Source organism: Campylobacter concisus, from assembly GCF_002913045.1.
Classification (GTDB): Bacteria; Campylobacterota; Campylobacteria; order Campylobacterales; family Campylobacteraceae; genus Campylobacter_A; species Campylobacter_A concisus_AP.
Genome location: NZ_PPAF01000004.1, coordinates 1 through 24,716, shown reverse-complemented (window position 1 = coordinate 24,716; position 24,716 = coordinate 1). Strand labels below are relative to the sequence as shown.

At 37.8% G+C, this 24,716-nt stretch carries 24 protein-coding genes and 6 tRNA genes; 21 read left to right on the top strand and 9 right to left on the bottom strand.

Translation table 11 applies throughout. The annotated features are described in order from the left end of the window. Window position 1 precedes the first annotated feature (1 nt). The 3 genes from CYP43_RS00180 to CYP43_RS00170 are packed head-to-tail and all read right to left on the bottom strand — an operon-like array spanning window position 2 to window position 3,237. Window positions 2-787 carry a metal ABC transporter ATP-binding protein gene (locus tag CYP43_RS00180; protein ID WP_021090339.1) on the bottom strand — a complete coding sequence of 262 codons (786 nt, stop codon included), beginning with the start codon at window positions 785-787 and terminating at the stop codon, window positions 2-4. Beyond that, window positions 784-2,289, bottom strand: coding sequence for a nickel/cobalt transporter (locus tag CYP43_RS00175; protein ID WP_103582055.1), 1,506 nt, complete (start codon window positions 2,287-2,289; stop codon window positions 784-786). Before CYP43_RS00175 ends, CYP43_RS00180 begins: the two co-directional genes overlap by 4 nt. Before the next feature lie 3 nt (window positions 2,290-2,292). Further along, complete coding sequence (locus tag CYP43_RS00170) at window positions 2,293-3,237, bottom strand: metal ABC transporter solute-binding protein, Zn/Mn family (RefSeq protein WP_103582054.1); 945 nt, start codon at window positions 3,235-3,237, stop codon at window positions 2,293-2,295. A 147-nt stretch (window positions 3,238-3,384) separates the two neighbouring features. On the opposite strand from CYP43_RS00170, the gene CYP43_RS00165 reads away from it, so the two are divergent. After that, the gene (locus CYP43_RS00165; RefSeq protein WP_084109795.1) at window positions 3,385-3,744 is read left to right on the top strand and encodes a Fur family transcriptional regulator; all 360 of its coding nucleotides are present in this window, start codon (window positions 3,385-3,387) and stop codon (window positions 3,742-3,744) included. On the opposite strand, the gene CYP43_RS00160 is transcribed toward CYP43_RS00165, so the two are convergent. After that, window positions 3,735-4,127, bottom strand: coding sequence for an acyl-CoA thioesterase (locus tag CYP43_RS00160; protein ID WP_103582053.1), 393 nt, complete (start codon window positions 4,125-4,127; stop codon window positions 3,735-3,737). The two genes, CYP43_RS00165 and CYP43_RS00160, sit on opposite strands and share 10 nt — an antisense overlap. Before the next feature lie 46 nt (window positions 4,128-4,173). Here CYP43_RS00160 and CYP43_RS00155 point away from each other — a divergent pair, with 46 nt between their 5' ends. Next, window positions 4,174-4,899: a class I SAM-dependent methyltransferase gene (locus CYP43_RS00155; protein WP_103582052.1), complete on the top strand. Its 726-nt coding sequence runs from the start codon at window positions 4,174-4,176 to the stop codon at window positions 4,897-4,899. Here the strand turns inward: CYP43_RS00155 and CYP43_RS00150 are convergent. Both CYP43_RS00150 and CYP43_RS00145 read right to left on the bottom strand, forming a co-directional pair. Beyond that, on the bottom strand, window positions 4,896-5,777 hold the full coding sequence (locus CYP43_RS00150) for a DMT family transporter (protein WP_103582051.1): 882 nt from the start codon (window positions 5,775-5,777) through the stop codon (window positions 4,896-4,898). The two genes, CYP43_RS00155 and CYP43_RS00150, sit on opposite strands and share 4 nt — an antisense overlap. After that, the gene (locus tag CYP43_RS00145) at window positions 5,774-6,523 is read right to left on the bottom strand and encodes a DUF4197 domain-containing protein (RefSeq protein ID WP_103582050.1); all 750 of its coding nucleotides are present in this window, start codon (window positions 6,521-6,523) and stop codon (window positions 5,774-5,776) included. The genes CYP43_RS00150 and CYP43_RS00145 overlap by 4 nt, the downstream gene beginning before the upstream one ends. A 108-nt stretch (window positions 6,524-6,631) precedes the next feature. Between CYP43_RS00145 and CYP43_RS00140 the strand changes: the two genes are divergently transcribed. Then, a complete protein-coding gene (locus CYP43_RS00140) occupies window positions 6,632-7,192 on the top strand; it encodes a manganese efflux pump MntP family protein (protein WP_103582049.1) in 561 nt (186 codons plus the stop codon). A gap of 82 nt (window positions 7,193-7,274) precedes the next feature. Here the strand turns inward: CYP43_RS00140 and CYP43_RS00135 are convergent. Then, window positions 7,275-7,349 (bottom strand) — tRNA-Glu (locus tag CYP43_RS00135). Between the two features lie 68 nt (window positions 7,350-7,417). Here CYP43_RS00135 and CYP43_RS00130 point away from each other — a divergent pair. The 5 genes from CYP43_RS00130 to CYP43_RS00110 are packed head-to-tail and all read left to right on the top strand — an operon-like array spanning window position 7,418 to window position 13,381. After that, complete coding sequence (locus tag CYP43_RS00130) at window positions 7,418-7,888, top strand: hypothetical protein (RefSeq protein ID WP_103582048.1); 471 nt, start codon at window positions 7,418-7,420, stop codon at window positions 7,886-7,888. Continuing rightward, window positions 7,885-8,736, top strand: coding sequence for a deoxyribonuclease IV (nfo, locus tag CYP43_RS00125; protein WP_103582047.1), 852 nt, complete (start codon window positions 7,885-7,887; stop codon window positions 8,734-8,736). The genes CYP43_RS00130 and nfo overlap by 4 nt, the downstream gene beginning before the upstream one ends. Further along, a complete protein-coding gene (locus CYP43_RS00120; protein ID WP_103582046.1) occupies window positions 8,733-9,959 on the top strand; it encodes an OmpP1/FadL family transporter in 1,227 nt (408 codons plus the stop codon). The genes nfo and CYP43_RS00120 overlap by 4 nt, the downstream gene beginning before the upstream one ends. Before the next feature lie 12 nt (window positions 9,960-9,971). Next, on the top strand, window positions 9,972-11,648 hold the full coding sequence (locus CYP43_RS00115; RefSeq protein ID WP_103582045.1) for a fatty acid--CoA ligase: 1,677 nt from the start codon (window positions 9,972-9,974) through the stop codon (window positions 11,646-11,648). Continuing rightward, window positions 11,648-13,381 (top strand): AAA family ATPase, encoded by a 1,734-nt coding sequence (locus tag CYP43_RS00110; protein WP_103582044.1) that lies wholly within the window; start codon window positions 11,648-11,650, stop codon window positions 13,379-13,381. The genes CYP43_RS00115 and CYP43_RS00110 overlap by 1 nt, the downstream gene beginning before the upstream one ends. Before the next feature lie 582 nt (window positions 13,382-13,963). On the opposite strand, the gene fliI is transcribed toward CYP43_RS00110, so the two are convergent. Continuing rightward, the gene (gene fliI / locus CYP43_RS00105) at window positions 13,964-15,256 is read right to left on the bottom strand and encodes a flagellar protein export ATPase FliI (protein ID WP_413784189.1); all 1,293 of its coding nucleotides are present in this window, start codon (window positions 15,254-15,256) and stop codon (window positions 13,964-13,966) included. An 11-nt stretch (window positions 15,257-15,267) separates the two neighbouring features. Next, window positions 15,268-15,840 (bottom strand): GTP cyclohydrolase I FolE, encoded by a 573-nt coding sequence (gene folE, locus CYP43_RS00100; protein ID WP_087579435.1) that lies wholly within the window; start codon window positions 15,838-15,840, stop codon window positions 15,268-15,270. Window positions 15,841-15,977: 137 nt separating this feature from the next. Between folE and tig the strand changes: the two genes are divergently transcribed. The 13 genes from tig to CYP43_RS00035 all read left to right on the top strand — a co-directional run bounded on the left by tig (window position 15,978) and on the right by CYP43_RS00035 (window position 24,518). Then, window positions 15,978-17,309 (top strand): trigger factor, encoded by a 1,332-nt coding sequence (gene tig, locus CYP43_RS00095; protein ID WP_103582042.1) that lies wholly within the window; start codon window positions 15,978-15,980, stop codon window positions 17,307-17,309. After that, window positions 17,309-17,899, top strand: a complete 591-nt coding sequence (clpP, locus tag CYP43_RS00090) for an ATP-dependent Clp endopeptidase proteolytic subunit ClpP (protein ID WP_054196008.1) — start codon at window positions 17,309-17,311, stop codon at window positions 17,897-17,899. Before tig ends, clpP begins: the two co-directional genes overlap by 1 nt. Before the next feature lie 8 nt (window positions 17,900-17,907). Next, complete coding sequence (locus CYP43_RS00085; RefSeq protein ID WP_085657935.1) at window positions 17,908-18,930, top strand: GGDEF domain-containing protein; 1,023 nt, start codon at window positions 17,908-17,910, stop codon at window positions 18,928-18,930. A gap of 14 nt (window positions 18,931-18,944) precedes the next feature. Beyond that, window positions 18,945-19,463 (top strand): peptide deformylase, encoded by a 519-nt coding sequence (gene def / locus CYP43_RS00080; RefSeq protein ID WP_103582041.1) that lies wholly within the window; start codon window positions 18,945-18,947, stop codon window positions 19,461-19,463. Next, the gene (locus CYP43_RS00075) at window positions 19,460-20,965 is read left to right on the top strand and encodes a YifB family Mg chelatase-like AAA ATPase (protein WP_103582040.1); all 1,506 of its coding nucleotides are present in this window, start codon (window positions 19,460-19,462) and stop codon (window positions 20,963-20,965) included. Before def ends, CYP43_RS00075 begins: the two co-directional genes overlap by 4 nt. A gap of 1 nt (window position 20,966) precedes the next feature. Then, entirely contained in the window at window positions 20,967-22,370 is a 1,404-nt protein-coding gene (locus CYP43_RS00070; protein ID WP_103582039.1) for an NAD(P)H-hydrate dehydratase, read from the top strand. Further along, a complete protein-coding gene (gene purN, locus CYP43_RS00065; protein WP_103582038.1) occupies window positions 22,352-22,939 on the top strand; it encodes a phosphoribosylglycinamide formyltransferase in 588 nt (195 codons plus the stop codon). Before CYP43_RS00070 ends, purN begins: the two co-directional genes overlap by 19 nt. Next, complete coding sequence (locus CYP43_RS00060) at window positions 22,932-23,654, top strand: TerC family protein (RefSeq protein ID WP_103559938.1); 723 nt, start codon at window positions 22,932-22,934, stop codon at window positions 23,652-23,654. The genes purN and CYP43_RS00060 overlap by 8 nt, the downstream gene beginning before the upstream one ends. Before the next feature lie 425 nt (window positions 23,655-24,079). Beyond that, window positions 24,080-24,157, top strand: a tRNA-Pro gene (locus tag CYP43_RS00055). 9 nt (window positions 24,158-24,166) lie between these two features. Continuing rightward, window positions 24,167-24,243: transfer RNA gene (locus CYP43_RS00050), tRNA-His, on the top strand. Between the two features lie 6 nt (window positions 24,244-24,249). After that, window positions 24,250-24,326 (top strand) — tRNA-Arg (locus CYP43_RS00045). 15 nt (window positions 24,327-24,341) lie between these two features. Continuing rightward, window positions 24,342-24,418: transfer RNA gene (locus tag CYP43_RS00040), tRNA-Arg, on the top strand. A gap of 15 nt (window positions 24,419-24,433) precedes the next feature. Continuing rightward, window positions 24,434-24,518 (top strand) — tRNA-Leu (locus CYP43_RS00035). The last annotated feature ends 198 nt before the right edge of the window (window positions 24,519-24,716 follow it).

Below are 24,716 nucleotides of genomic sequence, written 5' to 3'. Positions count from 1 at the left end.
TTTATCTCTTTAGCTTAAAAACATTACTTTTAATTTTGCACTCACATTCGCCAAGTGCGATCTCGACGTCGCAAAAATGGCTATGAGATTTTGCTAAATGCTCTATAAATTCTCTTTTTGCGGTATCTTCATGAGTTTTATGAATATGTAAATTTTTACTCACATAGGCGATTTTTGTAGCATAATTTAGCACGATATTTAGATCATGACTTACCAAAACTACACCAACACCGCTTGTGTTTATATTTTTTAAAATTTCATAAATTTCAGCCTGACCCTTTGTATCGATACTGGCTGTTGGCTCGTCTAAAACGAGAACTTTTGCATTTGCACAAAGCGCTCTTGCGATATATACACGCTGCCTTTGACCACCGCTTAGCTCACCGATCCTAGCGCTTGCAAATTCTTTCATACCAACCTTCTCAAGGGCAGCAAGAGCCATTTGTTTCTCAGCTTGCGAGTAAAAACCAAAAATTTTTTTATCGATTAGCCCCATTAAAACTACTTCTAAAACCATCATCGGAAAGCTTTGATTTGAGAGAAAATTTTGAGGCACATAACCTATAAATTTACTGACTTCACTTGGCTCTTTTCCAAAGAGTTTTATCTCGCCACTTTGAGGCTTAAGTAGTCCTAAAATAAGCTTTAAAAGTGTGCTTTTGCCACCACCATTTGGACCGATAATAGCTAAAAACTCATCGCTACTATAATCTAAATTGATACCTTCTAAAACCACTTGCTTATCGTAGCTAAAGTTTAAATTTCTAATTTTTATAATTTCTTTCAAAACAGACTCTTTTGCGTAAATGTCGTAGTAAAAATAAAAAGTCCAAGCCAAAGCATAACGCTAAGAGCTATAAATTCGGCATAGATTTTAAACTTTTTTAACTTAATGTTTGTGCTCTCATTTATCTTGGCTCCAAAAACAGCCGCTAAAAATATCACTGCGCTCATGCCAAGCGCCATAAATAGGCCACTTATAACGCCTGCAAAGTAGCTGCCTAGCTCATTTGCTAGCACAAAGACAAGTATCGTGCCAGGACAAGGAATAAGTGCCGCAGCAGCCGCAACCAGCCATTCTTCTTTGTTTTTTGGTTTTTTTGTAGTACAGATATTACAGCCACAGTCGCTAGTAAATTTTGTATTTTTACTCAAATTTTGGCTTAAACTTGAGCTAAAAATATAAAATTTATTTAACTCTTTTTTGCTTGAAAGATAAATTTTGACCTTTTTATAAAGCATAAAAATCGCTACAAAAAAGATAATAACGCCAGAAAATGCTGTCGTAACACTTGCTGTATCTTTTGTCAGATCGTTACTAATCTCACGCAATATCATAAAACTAGCAAGCACAAAAATAAACGCACCCACAACATGTAAAAATCCGATCTTTAAAGAGAAGAAAAAGGCTTTGGCGTAGCTTCCACCAGTTGCGGCGAAATATGAGCTTGTAAGCACCTTGCCATGTCCAGCAGATGCAGCGTGTAAAAAGCCATAACCAAATGATATTAGCGCTAAAAATAGCAGAGTTAGCGGACTTTTTTGATCAAAATTTCTTAGAATTTGCTTTAATCTATCAAGCATGCTTAGACTTGTTTTTGAAACAAGATCAAACTTAGCTTCATCGATCTTATCGATCTGGCTTAAATTTTCATCTTCAAAATTTACCGAGTTTGGCTCTTTTAGAAGCTCTTTTAATGCAGGCTTTTCGTTATGAGCTTTGGCTGCAGCTTTACTTGAAAATGTAAAAAATATTAAATTTGCATTTGGATTTGGTATCGTCCAAAACTGATCTGATACCAAAAATGCGTTGTTTTGTGTAAATTTAAAATTAAAATATCCCTCTTTATCGTCCATTTCAACAGACACCACAAAGCCATCTTTGATAAGCAAATTTATCTTAAAACTAACATCAAATTTTAATCTGCCCTCATCAAAATAGAGTTTATACTTTTTTAAATTTAGCTCAAGCTTTGTAGCATTTTCATCCTTATAAAAGTACTCAATATTCGTTAAATAGTGCCTTGGCACAAGATAATCAAGTAAATTTAAGCGGATCTTTTTGATCTCGCTTTCATCTATCTTTTCATCCTGATTTAGGTCAAAATTTTGCCTCATAAGCTCTGAGAAATTTTGCGAAAATGTCCATGAAAAAGCAATTGTAGAGATATTGTTTTCGTTTGAGTCAAATTTTACGCTCACGTGAGCGGTCGGGCTATAAAGCGAGCAAAGAGCACACCCGAAGGCATTTATAGCAAATAAGCAAATGACAATCAGGCGTGCTAACATCTTTTATAGACTCTTAGCAAAAATTTCTGCTGTTTTTTTCATCTCATCTAGCCAATTTTCTGGGAGCTGATCAATGCTTATAACCTTTGAGCCAGTTTCTTTTGCTACTAAATTTGCAGCCTTTGTTGGAAACTGTGGAGCCACGAAAATGACCTTTACACCGTGCTCTTTAGCTTCTTCTATGAGCTCTTTTAGCTCGGCTGGTTTTGGCTCTTTGCCCTCTATCTCGATAGCAATTTGCTCTAAATTATAGCGTTTTGCAAAATATCCCCAAGATGGGTGATATACAATAAATTCGCGAGTTTTCACATCTTTTAGAGTATTTTTGATAAAGCCATCAAGCTCGTCAAGGCTAGCTTTAAATTTAGCTAAATTTTCCTCATAGAGCTTTGCATTTTGCGGGAATTTCTCTATTAGCGCCTTAGCTATATTATCAGCTTGAGTTTTTACTAAAACCGGATCAAGCCAAATGTGTGGATCAAGGCCGTCATGATGATGGTGATGATGCTCGCCAGCTTCGTGGTCATGGTCATGGTGCTCGTGATGCTCATGTTTATGCTCGCCCTCATGCTTATGCTCGTGATGTTCATGGTGTTCATGGTGTTCATGGTGTTCGTGTTCATCGTTCATAGCGATCTTTTCGATACCTTCTTGTGTTTTTACAATGTGTAAATTTTTAAAAGATTTTGAAAAACGCTCTAGCCAAGTATCTTCAAACTCAATGCCTATAGCAAAGTAAAGCTCGCTCTTTTCAAGCTCCTTCATCTGTTTTGGCTTTGGCTCATAAGTGTGCGGATCAGCACCTTTGCCAACCATTGTATTTACGCTTAGTGTATCACCAGCGATTTGCTCAACAAAAAATTTTGTAGGCAATATACTAGTCGTAACAACTGGCTTTGCAAAAAGTGACAAAGCGCAAACTGCTAAAAAAACAAAAATCTTTCTCACCATCTCTCCTTTGTTTGAAAAAATATTGCGGAAGTTTAGCAGATTGCAACTTGGTTGCAACTTAAAGAACGAAAGCCTAAATATAGTACTTTTTAAATGAAATTTAAAACTTTTAGCGTTAATATACAAAAAATAAAAAGGGCAAGGATGAATGCAAGAAATTTCTTAGAAGAGCATAGTATCAAAGCAACTACTTTTCGCATAAAGCTCGTTGAAATTTTGCAAAATGCCAAAACTCCATTAAGTTATGATGAAATTTTAGAAAGCCTTAATGCAAATAAAACCACTTTTTATAGAAGCATAGAAATTTTTGAAAAAAAGGGCCTTGTCATAAAAACTGAAAATAATCATAAAAGCTACTACGAACTAGCAAATGAGGCAAAAGCGTACTTTATCTGCGATGTTTGTCATAAAGTCACAAACATCGATATGCCACATCTAAACGTCGCTAAAAATATAAAAAGCGCCGTGATAAAAGGAGTTTGTGATGAGTGTGATCACGAGTAAAGAGCGATTATCTCAGCCGGAATGGCTTTTGGACGATTTGTTTTTAGATCAACATAAACAAACTCGGTCTTGCCAGTTGCTATTAACTCGTCATCTTTTTTAAACTCAAAATATCTACACGAAGTCGCCTTGCCTTCAGCTTGTGTGTAAGTATGAATTTCTATCTCATCCATCAATTTTACGCTTTTTATATATTTGGCTTCATTTTTTCTAATGAGCCAGATCTCACCTCTTTTATACTGCGCCTCAACCGTGTCGCCAACCGCTGCAGAGTGGGCAAATGCGGCCTCTTGCATAAGCGTGAAATAATAGACATTATTCATATGTCCGTGCATATCAATGGCTTGTGGTGGGATTGTTACTTTGTATATAAAATCTTTCATTTCTAGCCTTTTTTGCTAGAATTATAACCAAAAATAAGGAGCTAAAATGCAAAATTTATGGGATAAAAAGGCGTCAAATTATCAAAGGTTTGATGGCAAAGTAAGTGCTATTCAGCAACAAATTTTTGCTAAAGCCTTAGCTTGGGGAGTTGATTTTAGCGGTAAAGAAATTCTTGATATAGGCTGTGGTACCGGTGTTTGGACGATATTTTTGTCAAAAACTGCAAAAGATATAACTGGCATTGATAGCTCAAAAAATATGATAGAAATTTTAAATGAAGATGCCAAAAGATTTGGCGTGACAAATTTAACCAGCGAGGTTTGCTCTTGGAGAGAATTTAAGCCTACAAAGTACTTTAATATCGCTATTTGCACGATGAGCCCGGCCATTGCGAGCGATGAGGACTTTGTGAAATTTCAAAACTGCGCCAAGCAAAAGCTCTATCTTGGCTGGGACAAGCCTAGAAGCTCTGATTTACTTGAGCCATTTTTTGAAAAATTTGGCCGCGTGCTCTCTCAAAAAAACGTAGTAGATAGGCTTGAAGCGTGGCTAAACGAGCAAGGCATCGCTTATAAGAGTCAAATTTTAAACGAAACTAGGATCGCTAGACGAAGCATGCAAGAAGCAGCTGAGAATATCTGCTGGCACCTTGAGATAAACGGAGCTAAAAGCTACGATGAAAAGGTGGTTTTAGCGATGTTAAAAGAGAGATTTGATGGCGAGTTTATAGATGAAAAGATAGAGTCGCAGATGAAGCTTTTTGTATTTTAAGCTAGTTTTGATCTAGAGAAAATTTTTTTACCAAATTCGCTAAAAATAACTCCAAAGATTATTAAGATCGCGCCAAAAATTTGTATGAGAGTTAGCTTTTCACCAGCGAAAAAATAGCCGATAAATCCAGCAGAAACTGGCTCAAGACAGAAAAATAAAGCTGCTTTGCTGGCTGTTGTATATCTTTGAGCGATAGTTTGTACAAAGTAGCAAAAAATGGTGCCAATAAATGCAGTGATAAAAATTGCTATAAAAAATTCCCTATCGTAATTTGGCACCACACCACCTTCAATAAACGCAAAGACAAATGAGAGTAAAGAGACGGTGAGAAATACCACAAACACAAGCAAATAAAGCTCGCATTTTCTTACAAAGTGGCCATTTAAGCTTGTGTAAAGTGCGTAAAATATGGCACAAAGTAGGGCAAGTACCTCACCAGCTCCTAAAGCAAGAGTGGCTCCGCTTAAAAGCCAAAGCCCAAAAATGGCAATAAGCGCACCAAAAATAGCAAAAATGGTTATTTTATTTTTAAAAATAAGTGCTGTCATAAAAGGCACTATCACGCACTCAAGCCCAGTGATAAAGGCGACGCTAGAGCTAAATGTAAGCTTTAGGGCATAAGTCTGCGTTGTAAATGACAAAAACAACACCGCACCAAGGATAACGCCGTAGAAGACGCTCTTTTTATCAAATTTCTTAGTAAATTTAAGCGCGACAAAGCCCATAAAGATAGCCGAGAGAAAAAACCGACAAAAAAGCATGACAAAGACGCCATTTGTCTTTAGTGCGTTTGCCATGGGTAAAAACGTAGCACCCCAAACGATGGAAACTACGATAAGAGCGATGTCGGCTCTGTTTTGAGCGGTCAAATTTCTCATTTAAAGATCGAGTCTAGCACCTTTTTGCCGCTATCTAGGTTAAAGCCGCTTCTTAGCCCCTTTTCTTTCTCGCTCATCACGTTAAATAGCCCATCTAGCGTCTTTCTCGTGATATATGCGTTTAGGTCTTCGCCATCATCTGGCACATATTCGCTTGCGCCTAAATTTTTAGCTAGGTTTTTTACTGATTTTATCGTTTCGTTGTTTTTTACTGAGTTGCCGATGAAAGAATTTAGCCCATTATAGGCAGTCGCAAAGCTATTATCGCTCATCATTTTCTCAATTATCGGCGTAAATGCCGCCTTTAGCTTTTGGCTGGAGCTTTCCTGCAGATACTTCGTAACGCTGTCGTTGCCGCCGTTAAAGAGCTTTTTGACGTCTGCCTCGCTCATATTTTTTATGCTCTCGCTAAAAATTTCAGCAGCCTTTGGCACGGCCGTAGTTGCGGCGTTATTTATCGACTTGCTAAGGTCTTGCGCCCACTTCTCGCCGCCCACTTTTTTGGCTAAATTCGACGCCATCTCAAGACTTTTTGGAAGTGGAATTTTAGCTGTGGCGTTGTTTATAAAGCCCTCTTTTGAAAGCTCGCTAACAGCAGCATTTAGCGCCTCGCTAACCAAGCTTTTGTAGTCACCGCTTGATGCGTGAGTGGCTATTTTGACGCCTTTATTTATCATATCATCCATGCTTGCGGCTTGTAAATTTAAAGCAAGCGCACCACAAAGTATCATAAGAGATCTTTTCATCTTTTCTCCTTTTTTAAATTTAATGCAAAATCATACAAAAAATATCTAAACACTTAAAATAAATTTAATCTTTTTAGATTACAATTCGTGCCTTTTTAAAGGGGTTTTATGGAGCTTTTACTTCTCAGCTTTGCTCTTAGCATGGATAGTGCGGCACTAAATATGGCAAATGGTGCAAGGTATAAAAATTTGGTTCTTAGCAAAATTTTATTTATCGCATTTATGCTTGGCTTTTTTCAGTTTCTTATGCCGCTTGTTGGCTATTTCCTTGGTATTAGCTTTGCTAAATTTATAAGCTCTATTGATCATTTCATCGCATTTTTTATACTCTGTTTTCTTGGCTTTAAAATGCTAAAAGAGGCCTGTAGTAGCGAAGTTGGTGAGTTATTGGGCATAGATCTTAAGATCATTTTTATAGGCGCATTTGCTACGAGCATCGACGCGCTTGCCATTGGTGTCACGCTTAGCTTTGAGGTGGTTAATATATTTAAAAGCGCACTCATCATCGGTGTAGTCTGCTTTGTGTTAAGCTTAGCCGCCTTTTACATTGGTAAATTTATGGGTGAAATTTTAGAGAAAAAGGCTTTGTTTTTAGGCGGAGCAATACTAATTTTTCTTGGTTTTAAAATTTTAATAACACATTTAATTGAAAGCGGCACAGTCCAGTAAAATTTAAAATAATAATTAAAAATAATATTTAAGATTAACTATATTTTAAAGCTTATATGGATAAGATTTTGATTTTTAGAAGTGGTGACCCATACGAGACTCGAACTCGTGTTACCGCCGTGAAAGGGCGATGTCCTAACCGCTAGACGAATGGGCCACATGTCGGTTATGAAGTTGGGATTATATTTCTTTTATACTTAATTTTAGATTAATAAGGAAAAATTTTTGAAAAATTTTTTATTTACTTTGTTGTCTGTTTTTATTTTTACAGGCTGCGTGGCTACTAAAACGCCTCAAAATTCACAAGCTTTTCAAGTTACTTTATTTTCTCCAATGATAAAGATAAATGATGTTGGATTTTTCCATAGATATAAAAATGAGCTAAATTTGCAAATTTATAGCTCTGGCGTAAACACCGCAAACATAAGCATAAGAGATAAAATTTGCATAAATAGCGCTTGCTTTAACAAGACTGAGTTTAATGAGAAATTTTTTCTAGCCCCGCACTACGAGAGCCTTTTTGAAGAAATTTTGCAAAGAGAAAAGATTTATGATGGCAAAGGTTTGATAAATACGGAGTGTGGTTTTAGTCAAGATCTAAGTTCATATTTTATAAAATATGAGGTTTGTGACAACTACGTCAAATTTATAGATAGCAAAAATAAAATAAGAGTAATAATAAAAGAGCTAAAATGAGATATATAGGAGCTCACGTAAGCGCGGCTGGAGGCGTGTTCAACGCTCCATTAAATGCTGCAAAAATAGGAGCAAATGCTTTTGCACTTTTTACAAAAAATCAACGTCAATGGAGCGCTAAAGAGCTAAGTAGTAGCGAGATAGAGCAGTTTAAGGCGAATCTAAAAGCCTCTGGGATAAGTGCTAAGCATGTTTTGCCACACAGTAGTTACTTGATAAATTTAGGCCATCCAGATGAGGAGGCAAGAGCAAAGTCGCTTGAAGCTTTTGTGGATGAGATAGATCGCGCCAGTAAGCTTGGGCTTGGGCTTTTAAATTTTCATCCAGGCTCACATCTAAAACAAATAAGCGAAAAAGAGTGCTTAGACAATATCGCAAACTGCATGAACGTGGCACTTAAGCGCACAAGTAGCGTAAAGCTAGTCATCGAAAATACAGCTGCACAAGGCTCAAATTTAGGCTTTAGTTTTAAGCAGATTGCTTATTTAATAGAGCGAGTAGACGATGAGAGCAGAGTTGGTGTTTGCTTTGATACCTGTCACGCATTTGCTGCTGGATATGATCTAAGAAGTAAAGAGGCCTACGCTAAAACTATGGGGGAATTTGATGCGATCATTGGCTATAAATTTTTATCCGGCATGCATTTAAATGATGCAAAATTTGGACTTGGCTCGAAAAAAGATAGGCACGAGAGCCTTGGCAAGGGTGAGCTTGGATTTAGTGCCTTTAAAAATATAATAAATGATGATAAAATAGGCGAAATTCCTTTAATATTAGAGACGATTGACGAGAGTATTTGGGAAGACGAGATAAAAATTTTAAGAAATTTCGAAAAGGAAAAACTATGAAAAAAGTGCTATTAAGCATTATTATGGCATCTACTTTGCTAAATGCTGGAGGTTATAAAGTTCCTGAGCAAAGTGCTGATTCTTTAGGTCTTGCTGCTAGTAACGTAGCCTTTAGTTTTGGGGCTGATGCGGCGTATTTTAACCCTGCAAATATGATGTTTTTAGATGGACGCCATCACATAGAAAGTACCCTTGGCTGGTTTCATATAAATAAGCTTGAGTTTAAAAGTGATAGTGGCAAAAGCTACAGGTCGGAAAAATTTGACTCACTAGCTGGTACATTTAGTTTTGTAACGCCAGAAATTTATGAAAACTGGAAATTTGGTTTAGCTCTTGCCGTTCCTGCTGCTGTTGGTGTATCGTGGGAGGATCCAGCTACCGCATTTACCGCTAAAAGGTTTAAGCTACAAGTTGTTGAGCTAAATCCAACCGTGGCTTACCGCATAAATGATCAACTTGCCGTTGCTCTTGGCGCTAGAGGTGTTTACACAAAAGGTAAGATAGCAAGTGACTTTGGACGAATAGGCTACAGAGAGATAAAAGGCGATGGTATGGGCTATGGCTATAATGTCGCGCTTACTTATAGACCTATTGAAGATTTAAGCTTTGCTGTTACTTACCGCTCAAATGTAAATTTAGAACTTAAAGGCCATACAGATGCTGATTTTTATAACCTACCTATAAGCTACCATGGCAAAACAAAAGTTGAGATCCCACTTCCTGCACAGCTTGTGCTTGCAACTGGATATAAATTTAGCGATTTTACTCTTTTGCTAGCTTTTGAGAGGACGTATTGGTCTAAATTTAAAGGCTATGACTTTGAATACATGGATAAAGGTCCAGCTCACTCGCATCCAGCTTTTGCAAGATTTATGGACGATCCAGTCATAAAAAATGCAAAAGATACAAATACGTATAGATTAGGTCTTGCCTATGATGTCAATGAAAAATTTAGACTAATGGCTGGTTTTACCTATGATGAAGACATTACAAGTAGCAAGCATACTGGATTAGAGCTTCCAAATACTACGTCTAAGGTATATTCTTTTGGAGTAAATTATAAATTTACACCAAATCTTGAAATGGCACTTGGATATGTTTATCAGCACCGTGATAAGAAGCGTGCGACAGGTATTACCAATAGTATTGCCACAAAAATGTCAGGGGAATTTGATACTGGTACGATCCAAATCCTTGGTACGACTTTTAAATATACATTTTAGTTAGGGTCAATAATGCGATACTCTTATAATAATTTTTATGAAATTTTAACCAAAGTAGCAAAGGAAAATCCAAATCAAGTAGTTCTTTTTGAAGAAAAAGAGAAACTAAAATATCGCGAATTAAAGCAAAATGTCGATAAAGTGGCAGCTTATTTGCAGCTTGCTGGAGTAAAATTTGGTGATAAAGTAGCTATGGCGGTTACAAACTCGAAAGAATTTATCATCTCATACCTTGCGACAACCGCAATAGGCGGTATTGCAGTGCCTATGAATACTTTTTTAAAAGCAAATGAGTTTGAATATATCATAAATGATTGCGGTGCAAAGGTGCTTTTTGCGTCTAGCTCGCTTGCAAAAGAGTTAATCGCCTTAAATGATCTTGAAATTTTAAGAAAGATAATCTGGATCGGAGCAATACCAAAGAAACTTCAAAGTGCCTCAAAGGATGAATATATAGACACTGACGAAGAGTATGGCGAGAGCGCGTATCTCACCTCAACGCCTCAAATTTCAAAAGAGGATATGAGTAAGGGCTATGAAAATAATGGTCTTGTTAAAAACATAAATTTTACAGAAACTCTAAATCACAAATATGCTCTTAGTATCACAAAGTATCCGGTAATAGATGATTTAATGCATATAATTTACACTTCGGGCACTACCGGCAAGCCAAAAGGTGCGATGATAAGCTATAAAAATATCTTTTCAAATTTAATTGGAGCTCATGATCGTTTTATTGTTAAAACGAGCGATAGGTTTATTGTATTTTTGCCTATGTTTCATAGTTTTACGCTAACTGCAATGGTGTTGCTTCCGATATTTGCGAGTGCATCGATGGTACTTGTAAAGTCAGTATTTCCGTTTTCAAATGTACTAAAACAAACTTTGCTAAAGCGTGTAACTGTATTCTTAGGAATCCCAGCCATCTATACAGCTATCGGCAAGGCAAAAATTCCTTGGTATTTTAGATGGTTTAACCGCATTAGATTATTTGTAAGTGGTGCAGCTCCGCTTGCAAAGCAGACGATAGATGACTTTAGAGTGAAATTTCCACGCGCAACACTTGTTGAGGGATATGGTCTTAGCGAATGCTCGCCAGTCGTAGCTGCAAATTTATATGATAAACAAAAGCTTTTAAGTGTAGGGCCTGTACTTGATGTCTATGAGGTAAAGATCGTAAATGATGAGATGATGGAGCTTCCAGTTGGCCAGATCGGTGAGATCATCATAAAGGGTGATTGCGTCATGCAAGGCTACTATGGTATGCCAAGCATCACTGATGAGACCATAATAAACGGCTGGTTAAAGACCGGAGATCTTGGCAAAGTCGATGAAGAGGGCTTTATATATATCGTTGATCGTAAAAAAGACCTCATCATATCAAAGGGCATTAACATCTATCCGCGCGAGATCGAAGAGGTTATTTACAAACTTGAAGCAGTTGAAGCAACAGCGGTAATTGGCGTAAAAGACGTACATGCCGATGAAGAGGTCGTCGCTTTCATACAAGTAAAAGAGGGCATGGATCTTGATGAAAAAACAGTAAGAGAGCATTTGAAGAAAAATTTAGCAAATTTCAAGATACCAAAGAGTATCTATTTTGCCGAAGAGTTGCCTAGAAATGCTACTGGCAAGGTGCTAAAACGTGTATTAAAAGAGCAAATAGAGCAGATGAAGGATAAATTTTAGTGAAATACTTGCTTGATTTTTTAAACCAAGATCTTAAAAAAAGCAAAATTTACGAGCTGATAAAGTGCGGCGATGAAGAGGGAGAAATTTTAAAATATCTAAGTAAAGCTTATGTGCAAGGAACAGCTAATATGAGCGTTTTTGAGCTACTTGGAGCAGTCTTTGGCACACAAAATGATAAGCAGCTTTTGTATCTAAAATTTATAAAAAATTTGCTTGATAGCGGTTGGATTGTACAAAATTATAGTCTTTTTAAAATACCTGAGAGCACGCAAAGAGCTTCAGCTCAAGGGCTACTTTCGTTGCTTCATTCTGAAATTTCTCTATCAGCCACATTTTTAAAAATTCTTGAAGATGGCAACGCTGATATAAATTTACCAGAGCTTACGCCATATGAGGATCATTTGGAGTATTTAAAAGATCAGTTTTTAAAGGTGGAGCTTTACTCAAAGGCTGCTATTTTTGGCGATGGCTCAAGTGATGCCAAAAAGCGAATAAATGAACAAATTTCTGAACTTACAAAGCGAATTAACGAGCGCGTCAAACTAAGCAAGATCAGCCTAAAGATAGAGCAAATTTTTAAAGAAAACTCGCTCGATGAAAAAGAGCAGATTATATTTTTAGCCCTTTTAAAAGAGGAATATGCGGGAGATTTTGAAAATGGCCGCGATCTAAACACGCTAGTTGGGCTAATAAGCAAAGACGAGCTTGAACGCATCAAAAATCGTACACTTTTAGAGGACGGCTCAAGGCTTATTGAAGGTGCGCTGATTGATTATGATGAGATTTTAAACGCTTATGGAAATGTGAGCAAAAGCTTTTTTATAAATGAAGATATTTTGCAAAGCATAATGCACCCAAAAAATGACAAAAATAGCAAGAAAATCAAGATCGAAAGCCTAGTAAAAGAACAAGAAATTTTTGAGCTAATAGAGCCAGTAACTAGCCTAGAAGACGTCGTGCTAAACGAAAAGACGAAGCAGCTTTTAAGCACGATACTAAAGCAAGTCGATAAAAAAGTGCTCGCTAGACTTAGCAGCTGGGGCATAAAAACTAGAAAAAATATAGACGCCAAGATCATCTTTTACGGCGAGCCTGGCACTGGTAAGACAATGAGCGCGGTTGGGCTTGCAAAGAGCCTAAAGAAGCAAATTCTAAGCTTTGACTGCTCAAAAATTTTAAGCAAATATGTCGGCGAGAGCGAGCAAAATGTAAGGAAAATTTTTGATACTTACAAAGAAATTTGCAAAAAAAGTGGCAGCGAGCCAGTGCTCTTGCTAAACGAGGCCGATCAGTTTTTAAGCACGAGAGTGGAGAGCTCGAGCGGGGCTGAAAAGATGCATAATCAAATGCAAAATATCTTTTTAGAGCAGATCGAGCGCTTTGAGGGCGTGCTGATCGCTACGACAAATTTCTTACAAAGCCTTGATGTTGCGTTTTCTAGAAGGTTTGACTACAAGATCGAGTTTAAAAAGCCTGATTTTAACGGCAGACTTGCTATTTGGCGTAAAATTTTGCCTGAGAACGCGAGCTTTGAAGATGGCTTTAGTGTTGAAAGGCTGGCTGAGTTTAACCTAAGTGGCGCACAGATCGTCCTTGCACTAAAAAATACTGCTTTGAAAGTGGCGATAAAAGATGATGGGATTTTTACCTTTGAGGACTTCAAAACCACGATAGAGCGCGAGCTAAACTCAAGTTTTGGCGAAGATAAGAAGATGGGATTTGGCTCTTAATCTCTTTCAAAATTTACTATCTCATGTAGTATATGTTTCGCGCCACGAGGCGAAGTCTAAAGTGCTATGGATTACCAATCTAAATGTAAAATTTTGCTTTCATAGTTAAATTTACGCCATGATTGCTACCAAAATTTACAGCAAAACAGATATCAGCGCATAATCACTTAGTATAAATTTAACTTGCTCACTTGTCTCAAATTCACTACTGCAGAGTTTGCAAATAAGTAATTTTTGTCAAAAAATCCCAAATTTTAGAATTTGCACACTTTGTGATCGCTGTTTGGGATGCGTATTGTGCTTAGAAATAGTTTTTAATACTTTGTCGTTTTGTATAACACAAAAACCGTTCTCACTAAGTTTAAAATAAAAAGCCTCATAATTTTCAATTTCTCTTTCACGATGTTTGTAGTAGCACTTTTTGAAATCAAAAAAGAGAAAATAGAAATTTATAGGTCCTTGAGCGCAATTTTTACATCCGAAGCAAAGAAGTAATGAGCGATCACTTTGCAATGAGTATAGAAATTTTGATTATATTTTTAGTATCCAAATTTTATAGAAAGGTTTATAAATTTTAGAAATCTACTGATTGATCTTATCAAGCAGCTCTTCGACCTCTTCGAGCGCAAAGGTCTCTTCTGAGCTTTGTTTCAAGAAATTTTCCATAAATTCTTTCTTTGAGATCGCAAGATCAAGCTCCTTGTCGCTACCCTTTTGATAAGCACCGATACGAAGCAAGACTTCGTTTTCTTTTAAAAGCGAGTAAAGACGCTTAAATTTCATCGCATTTAGCTTGTGCTCTTTGCTGATCACATCGCCCATGACACGCGAGGCCGAGTTTTGGATATTGATGGGTGGGTAAATTCCAAAGTCTGTTAGCTCCCGGCTTAGTACGATGTGTCCGTCTAGGATAGAGCGGCTTTGGTCAGCTATCGGATCGCTCATGTCATCGCCTTCGACGAGCACTGTGAAAAATGCCGTGATGCTGCCCTTGCCCTCCTCTTTACCAGCACGCTCCATTAGCTGAGGCAAGAGTGTGAGCGAACTTGGCGGATAGCCTTTTGAGGTCGGTGGCTCGCCAAGCGCAAGGCCGATCTCACGCTGTGCCATCGCAAAACGTGTCACGCTATCCATGATGAAAAGCACATCATTACCTTGCTGTTTGAAGTATTCAGCCACGCTCATCGCACAAAATGCGCCGTACTTTCGCATGAGCGAGCTGTCATCACTAGTCGCTACGATGATCACGGTGCCCTCCAGGTCGCCGCCTAGGTTTTTTTCGATAAATTCAGGCACCTCGCGACCACGTTCGCCTATTAGCGCTACTACTTTTATCGGAGCAAGTGTGTTTTTTACGATCATGCCCATGAGGGTTGATTTACCCACGCCAGATCCTGCAAAAATTCCTAGCTTTTGCCCTTTGCCACAAGTGAGTAGCCCATCTATCGTCTTTATACCAACACTAAAAGGCTCGTTTATAAGACCCCTTTTCATGGCGTCAATTGGTGCTCTCATGATTGGCATATACTCAGTCGTATCGATCGCGCCTTTACCGTCTATTGGCTTCATAAATGGATCAACCACGCGACCAAGCAAATTTGGCCCCACTGGTATATTCATACCTTGATCGCTTTCATAGACAAAGTCGCCTATCCTAAAGCCCTCAACAAAGCCAAATGGGCTGATATAAGCGCCATCTGTCTTTATCTGTGTGACCATGCCAAGGCCGTTTTTACTCTTGTCTTTTGCAACTATACGCACGATGTCGCCGATGCTTGGACGAAGTCCAGTGATCTCGATAGTCGTAGCTGTAATTTTAGTTATGATGCCAAAGGTGTTTGAGAGTTTCACACCCTCTTTAAGCTTTAAATTTATATGCTCTAAGCTCAAAAATGCGTTTCCCTAGGCGAATTTATAAGTGAGAAAAATTCTCGTCTTGTGTCTGCGTTTTTGATAAAGCAGCCCCTAAGAGCCGAGGTCGTAGTGGTTGAGTTTATCTTCTGCACACCTCTCATCTCAACGCACATATGTCTAGCCTCGACGACGACTCCAACGCCTTTTGGAGCGATTACGTCCTCAAGTGCCTTTGCGATCTGCTCAGTCATCTGCTCTTGGATTTGAAGGCGTCTTGCGTAGATATTTACCATGCGTGGAATTTTACTAAGGCCAACGACCTTGCCATTTGGAATGTATGCTACATGTACGCGGCCAATAATAGGCAACAAATGGTGCTCGCAAAGACTGTAAAACTCAATATTTCGCATGAGAACCATTTCATTATTTGAGCTAGTAAATAGCGCGTCACCAAGGACTTCTTTTGGGTCTTGCTCGTACCCACTGGTAAGGAATTTAAAAGCTTTATAAACGCGCTCAGGAGTTTTTAAAAGTCCCTCTCTGTTTGGATCCTCACCGATAATAGTTAGCATATTTTTAACCGAATTTTCAAAACTCTCTTGCATAAATTTTCTCCATAATTTTATTGCTAGATTCTACGTTAAAACGCCTTTTATATCTATAAAAATTTACAAATTTACAATGAAATAAGGAAAATTCTGCTATATTTTGGGCTAAAAATTTGTATTCATAAAGGAATTAGATGGAAATCAAAACAAAAGCTCTAGATAGCGTAAATACTCTAGCAATCACGACTATAAGTGCAGATGCTATAAAGTCTAGCGTAGAAAAGCTAGCAAAAAAAGCAGCAAAAACTATGAAAGTAGATGGCTTTAGGCAAGGTCACGTTCCAGTTGCTGTCGTGCTAAAACGCTACGAGAAAGAGCTAACAAACGATGCTGAACAAGATGTCTTAAGAGATGTTGTTGATGAGGCTATAAAACAAGCAGGCAAGAAAAACGATGATCTTATTGGCGAGCCTATCGTTTCAAAATTTGACAGAAAAGATGGCAAGATTGATGTTGAGCTAACAGTTTCATTTAAGCCAAGCGTTGATGTGAGCGGCTATGAGAGCTTGATACCTGAGTTTTCAAACCCACGTGTTTTGAAAAAAGACATCGATGAGAAAAAAACTGAACTTTTAAAAATGATAGCTCCACTTGAAAAAATTGATGGCAAAAGAGGTCTAAAGGTTGGTGACTTTGCTAAATTTGACTTTGAAGGCTTTGTTGATGGTGTTGCATTTGATGGTGGCAAGGCTGAAAACTATGTGCTTGAGATAGGCTCAAATCAATTTATCCCAGGCTTTGAAGATGGCATGGTAGGCATAAAAGCTGGTGGCGAAAAAGATATCGAGGTTAAATTCCCAGAAAACTACGGAGCTGCACATTTAGCTGGTAAAGACGCTATCTTTAAAATAAAACTTCATGAAATTCAAGAGAGAAAAATTCCTGAAAAACTAGATGAAGAGATGTTAAAAACTCTACTTCCAAATGAAGAAAAACCAACTGAAGAGTTACTTGATGAGCGTATAAAAGAGCAAATCCGCCAAGAGAAAATTTATAAACTTATAAATGATGAGCTTAAGCCAAAATTTGCTGAAGCTGCGGTCGAGAAATTTAAATTTGACGTACCAAAAAATATCGTTGAGCAAGAGATCGATATGCAGTTTAGAAACGCATGGAGCTCATTTACTCCAGATGATATGAAAAAATTTAGAGAGGACAAAGATGCTCTTTCTAAAAAACGTGACGAGTTTAGAAAAGACGCTGAAAATAGCGTTCGCTTAACTTTCATCATCGATGAACTAGCTCGCGTAAGAGGCGTGAAAGTGAGCGATCAAGAGGTTGTTCAAGCGATCTATTTTGAGGCGTATAGAAGCGGACAAGATCCAAAAGCACACCTTGAGATGTACCGCAACCAAGGCATGCTTCCAGCTATAAAGATGTCAATGATTGAAGAGAAGCTATTTAGCGAGCTCTTTAATAAAGAAAAAGACGAGAAAAAAGCAAGCAAAAAAGAGAAGGCTGAGTAATGAGCTATTACGTTCCTGTCGTAGTTGAAAGAACTAGCAGAGGTGAGCGAAGCTATGATATATATTCCCGTCTTTTAAAAGATAGGATCGTTATGCTAAGTGGCGAGATAGAAGACGGCATGGCTGCTTCTATCGTCGCTCAGCTTCTATTTTTAGAGGCTGAGGATCCAGATAAAGATATCTATCTATATATAAACTCACCAGGTGGTGTGATAACAAGTGGCTTTAGTATCTATGACACGATGAACTACATAAAGCCAGATGTTTGCACGATCTGTATCGGCCAAGCTGCTAGTATGGGTGCATTTTTATTAAGCTGTGGCGCGCCAGGTAAAAGATATGCGTTGCCAAATTCTCGCATCATGATACACCAACCACTTGGCGGTGCTAGAGGACAAGCGACTGATATCGAGATACAAGCTCGTGAAATTTTGCGTATGAAAGAGATTTTAAATGGAATTTTAGCCAAAAATACAGGCCAAAAGCTAAGTAAGATCGTAAAAGATACTGAACGTGACTTCTTTATGAGTTCGGCCGAAGCCAAAGAGTACGGACTTGTTGATAAAATTTTGGAGAAAAGTTTTAAATAAGGCCCAAAGTGATAAAGATAGATAATGCACCAGACCCTAAGAAAAAAGCGGTTGAGGTAAAACATATTCTAGAAAAAGAAAAGGTAGATATCTACAAATTTTCAGAAAATGTTTTGCATGAATTAAGCGACGATAATGTTCCATCTACGCCAAACAATTACTCTATTTATTTTGAGAAAATGCTTGATGGGCAGCCTGATGAATTTAGAAAAGAGATCGGTGATATGATAGTCATAAATTCCGAGATATCAGTACCATCAGGCAGTAATATCTCTATTGAAAAAGAGATAAAGCAAGGATTTATCCAAATAAAAAGCATGCTTCAAGCCGTGGTGCTAATCTATAAAAATTTAGGCATCATGAGAGGCCTAGTGCAAAAGCGCATGGATGCACTCAAAAATAATACAAATATCCTAGCTCTTCAAAATGTTTTAAGCGCATTTAATCATGACCTAATAAAATTAAACAGCCTTATGGATAAGCATCTTGATGTCATTAAAGTAAGCTATGACGAAGTAGCTAAAATGCTTAAATCTATTGAAGAGCAGTCGATTTATGATACGACATATGACGTCTATAATAAAAAATTTCTAGTAGCCACAGTGCAAAGTGAAGTAGAAGCCGTTAAGAGATATGGCTATAACGCATCGTTTTTACTAGTAAGAGCAAAAGACAGATTTACAAATCGTGTAAAAAATTTAAAAGAGCGAAACAATATGTATAAAGCTATATCGCAGCTTCTTTTAAGAACTTCTAGAAGAAGCGATATAGTAGCTCATTACGGTGATGGCTGTTTTGCTATGGTTATGAAATATACTGATGAAAATGGCACTAAACAAGCTGGTAGCAGAATTTTAAATATGCTTTCATCTATACCTTGGAAGATAGATGGTGAAGAGTGCAAGCTTGATATCCAAGTAGTTTCAAGCATGATAACAAAAACAAGAAGTGCTGAAGAATTAATCTCTTACTCGTTAGATCAACTAATACTAACACAAGATGATGAGCAGCCTATATTTTTGGGTGAATAAGTAGGAGTTTGGGCTTGATCTTAGAGGTTTTATCTTATCCAAATAAAAAACTTTATGAAGTCTCAAAAGATGTTAAAAATTTTGATGAGGAACTTCACAAACTACTTGATGATATGTATGATACGATGATTGCAAAAGAGGGCATCGGTCTTGCAGCTATTCAGATAGGTGTCGCAAAAAGAATTTTTATTATAAATCTAGCCAATGACGAGGGCGTGCAAGATAAAGAAAATTTAATCGAAATCATAAACCCAAAATTTGAACTACGTGAGGGTGAGTGTGTCTATCAAGAGGGCTGCCTTAGTGTGCCAGGATATTATGAAGATGTAAAAAGAAATAAGGTTGTGGCTATCAAATATCAAGACCGCTTTGGCAAAGAGCAAAGCTTAAAGGCTGATGGGCTTTTAGCTATCGCTATCCAGCATGAAAATGATCATTTAGATGGACATCTTTTTATAGAAAAAATCGGCTTTAATAAACGCAAAAAATTTGACAAGGAATACAAAAAGCAAAAAAAAGAAAAAGTTTCATGAAGTCTTTAAGATGTGCTACTTACGGAGATGGGCTAAAGATAATTGACGTTGAGTCTATCTTCTCTCGCGGGCTTCCTGGTTTTAGCATCGTTGGGCTTGCAAGCACAAGCATAAAAGAGAGCACAGAACGCGTAAAAGCAGCACTTCTAGCACTTGATTTTTCCTTTCCAGCACAAAAGATAACCATAAATTTATCCCCTTCAGATCTGCCAAAAAGTGGCTCACATTTTGACCTGGCTATCGCTCTTCTTATAGCTCTTCAAAAGGCAAAAAGCTTAGAGAAAATTTTTGTATTTGGTGAGCTTGGACTTGATGGAAGTGTAAAAAGCACGGCAAATTTATTTTCTATCTTACTTTTTTTAAGCACGCAGGTAAAAAACGCAAAAGTCTTAGTGTCAAAAGAGATAGCACAAAAAGCTTCAATGATCCCAAATTTAGAGATTTATGCGGTTAGTACTCTAGAAGAGGCGATTAGGTTTTTTAATGACGCAGAATTTGCAAAAAGTATACGTTTTAACGCTACTCATGAACTATTTTCAAATGTGATAGAAATTTCTGGCAAAAGATATGTTCCAAATTTAAACTTCGACCTTGATTTTAAGGACGTTTTGGGTCAGGATCGCGCCAAAAGAGCCTGCGTTATTGCAGCTGTTGGCATGCACAATATTTTATTTGAAGGCAGTCCAGGTAGCGGCAAAAGCATGTGCGCAAAACGCCTAGTTTATATCATGGCGCCACAAAGCTTAGAAGAGGTGCTAAAGTCTGCCGCTTACCGCTCTTTAAATCTTCAAGATAGTGAATTTACAAGCACTAGAGCTTTTCGCTCACCACATCATACCTCGACAAAAAGTTCAATATTTGGTGGTGGCTCAAATGTCGCAAAGATCGGTGAAATCGCACTTGCAAATGGCGGAGTACTTTTTTTTGACGAGTTTCCTCACTTTTCTAAACAAGTGATAGAGAGCCTTAGAGAGCCACTAGAGGACAATCAAATTCATATCGCAAGGGTAAATTCTAAAGTGACTTATGAGACTAAATTTATCTTCGTAGCCGCTCAAAATCCATGTCCTTGTGGAAATTTATTCTCTCGCAATCTAAATTGCAAATGCAGCGAAAATGAGATAAAAAACTACAAATCAAGAATTTCAGCTCCAGTGCTCGACCGCATTGATTTAAAAGTTGCTATGGACGAGAGTTCGCCAAATGACAGGTCGAGTTTGAGTTCACAGCAGATGAGTGATATGGTTTTAAAAGCCTTTATCTTTCAAAAAAAGCGCGATCAAGATGAGCTAAATGGCAAACTAAATAACGCACAAGTAGAAAAATTTTGTCTATTAGATAATGAAGCAAGAGAAATTTTACAAAAGGCGGCCTCGAGGTACAATCTTTCTCAAAGAGGTATAAAAAGAACACTTAGAGTGGCTAGAAGCATCGCTGACCTTGATGAGAGCGAGCAAATTTTAAAGCCCCATATCTTAGAGGCGCTTAGTTTTAGGGCATAGAATGAAAAATTTATATTTAGACACGAGAGTTTTAGACGAGAGAGCGAGCGAGAAATTTGACCTCAGTGAAGAAATTTTAATGGAAAACGCCGCCACCGGCATAGCAAATTTTATCCGTAAGAAATTTAAAAAAGGCGTGAGAGTACTTGGCGTTTGTGGTAGCGGAAACAACGGCGCTGACGTGCTTTGTGCCTTAAGGATGCTAGAGGGCGAGTTTGAGTGTGAATTTATTCTAGCTAGTAAAAATTTAAAGCCACTAGCCGCCAAACAGCTTAAGCGAGCTAAATTTGCTGGAGTGCGTGAGAGTAAAGATGTAGAAAATAGCTTAAATGGTGCAAAATGCATCATAGACGGGCTTTTTGGCTCTGGCTTAAATAGAAATTTAGACAAAAATCACATAGAGCTTATCTCAAAGATAAACAAAAGCTCTGCCTACACTATCGCTTGTGATATACCAAGTGGACTAAGTAGTGACGGCAAGATGCTAGGTACTTGCGTAAAGGCGGACATCACGATAACAATGGGAGCTAGAAAGCTTGGGCTTTATAGTGACGCAGCAAAAGACTTTGTTGGCAAGGTAAAGCTCGCTACTCTTGGCATAAGCTCTCAAAACTATGAGTGCGAGAGCAACTATCACCTACTTCAAAAAAGCGACCTTGTGCTTCCAAATAGAAAAAATCAGTGCGTAAATAAGGGCGACTTTGGCCATGCTTTTATCATATCTGGCGAGCATGTTGGAGCTAGCATGCTTTGCGCAAAGGCGGCATTTGCCTTTGGGGCCGGGCTAGTTAGCGTGATAGGCGAGCAGGGCTTAAATTTACCAACGCATATCATGCAAGCTAGCAAGATAAGCGATAAAATGAACGCTGGAGCCGTTGGCATGGGGCTTGGCAAAAAGGGCATAGAAGAGCTTGATACGCAAATTTTAAAGAGCAAAAAGCTTGTTCTTGACGCTGATATTTTTTACAGCGCAAAAGTGCTTGATCTGCTAAATGAAAACTGTGTTTTGACGCCTCACCCAAAGGAATTTTGCTCACTTTTAAAGCTTTGTAATATAGCAGATATCGACGTAAAAACATTACAAGAAAATAGATTTGCTTATGCTAAGGCTTGGAGCGAGAAATTTAAGGCCGTGCTAGTACTTAAAGGCGCAAATACGATAATCGCCAAAGACGGGCAAATTTATATCATGCCTTATGGTAAAAATACGCTTGCAAAAGGTGGCAGTGGTGACGTGCTAAGCGGACTTGTACTTGCTCTTTTAGCTCAAGGCTACGAGTCACTGGATGCTGCTATCTCGGCTACACTAGCTCATGCGCTTAGCCTTAAAAATTTCAAAAAAAACAGCTACGCGCTCGAGCCAACAGACATTATAAAAGGAGTAAAATGCTTACGAAAAAAATAGCCGTACTTTTTAGCGGTAGTGGCTCAAATTTAGAAGCGATACTTAAAAAAGTTCATAATCAAATTTTTAATGGCATAAAAATCGAAGTTTGCCTTTGTATCTGCAACAAGCCAGGCGTATATGGTATAGAGCGTGCTAAGAAATTTGGGCTTGATACGACGATAATAGAGAGTGCCAAATTTGCAAATAGAGAAGAATTTGACGCTGCAGTTGTGGAGCAAATTTTAAAAAGCGGCGCTGAACTAACGGTGCTTGCTGGGTTTATGAGGATATTAACTCCTGTTTTTACATCAAAGATAAAAGCCATAAATTTACATCCTTCCATATTGCCACTTTTTAAGGGCGCTCATGCGATAAAAGAGAGCTTTGAGAGCGAGATGATGCTCGGCGGAGTTAGCGTGCACTACGTGAACGAGGAGCTTGACGGAGGTAAACTCATCGCACAAAGAACGTTTGAAAGAGAAGATAGTATGAGCTTAGAGGATTGGGAGAGCAAAATCCATGCGATAGAGCATGAAATTTTGCCTGATAGCATAATAAAAATTTTAACAAAGGAAGCAAATGTTTGAATGGTTTAGTTCGCCAGAAGCGTGGATATCACTACTTACATTAACTGGCTTAGAGATAGTTTTAGGCATAGATAACATTATATTTATCGCTATTTTGGTAGGTAAACTACCTCAAGAGCAGCGTGGCAGTGGTAGGATTGTTGGCTTAGGGCTAGCTATGGTGACTAGAATTTTACTTTTACTCTCATTGTTTTGGATCATGAAGCTTACGAAGCCACTCTTTACTATCGCGGAATTTAGCATAAGCGGCCGAGATTTGGTGCTTATACTGGGCGGTCTATTTTTACTTGTAAAATCAACCCTTGAAATACATTCTAGTGTTTCTGGCGAAAGCGAAGAGCATAAAAATAGCAAAAAATCACATGCAAATTTCTTGGTTATCGTAAGCGAGATAGCTGTTTTGGATATTGTTTTTTCTCTTGATAGTGTTATCACGGCTGTTGGAATGGCTGAGCATATAGAGATAATGATCATAGCTGTTATTTTAGCAGTTGGTGTAATGATGATAGCGTCAAAAGGTATTTCTAATTTTGTAGATAATAACCCAACTATAAAAATTTTAGCACTTGCATTTTTAGTGCTTGTAGGCATGACGCTTGTTGCTGAAGGATTAGGATTTCATATTCCAAAGGGATATATATATTTTGCGATGGCATTTTCATTGGCAGTGGAAAGTATAAATATCTATGCTAAAAAGAAAATGTTAGCTAAATAATATTTTTACGCCGATGAAAAGCTAATGATATGATAGATAAAATGTTAATCAAAAAATTTTAGCCCGAAAAGATAAATATGTTTAAATTTGAAGGTAAAATTTTGATAAGCATAAAATGCATAATAGATAATAGGTCGATATTTATTCTGTTGTAATGTCATTGTAAAATATTCGTGTTAAGCTACTTAAAATCCGTGAAATAAAGGTTAAAATTTGTAGTAGATAGCAAAATAGAGAAGCATAGAAAGCTAGCTGGTTTAAAAGATTATGTATTTAGTAAAGTGCTAATTAATATTTTTGATTGAATTATTTTTATATATAATTTCTATTAATTTAAGTGTTTTTTAATTGACTTTATAAAAAAAACAAGTTAAAATGCGACTTTTTAATGAGGTAGTGGCATAAACTTACAAACACGACTCAGGCGGGGTGTAGCGCAGTCTGGTTAGCGCATCTGGTTTGGGACCAGAGGGCCGAAGGTTCGAATCCTTTCACCCCGACCATGTTAAATGGTGAGTGTAGCTCAGTCGGTTAGAGCATCAGATTGTGGTCCTGAGGGTCGTGGGTTCGATTCCCATCACTCACCCCATTTTGGGCGCTCGTAGCTCAATTGGATAGAGCGACAGACTTCGGATCTGTAGGTTATGGGTTCGACTCCTATCGGGCGCGCCACTTAAAATACTTTATGCGCTCATAGCTCAGCTGGATAGAGCAACGGCCTTCTAAGCCGTAGGCCTCAGGTTCGAATCCTGATGGGCGTACCACTTTACTATTGTTGTGCGGATGTGGTGAAATTGGCAGACACGCCAGACTTAGGATCTGGTGCCCCACGGCGTGAAGGTTCAAGTCCTTTCATCCGCACCATTCTTTTTTATAATTTGAAATAATCTTATATAATCAGCATTTATTGTAGAAAATATTAGATATTTTTCTTGTTTCTTGACATGTAATAATGTTTTTTGTATAATCTCAATTCTTTTTTAAGCAAATGTCTTGCTAGCTCAGTCGGTAGAGCATCTCACTTTTAATGAGGGGGCCGTTGGTTCGAATCCAACGCAGGAC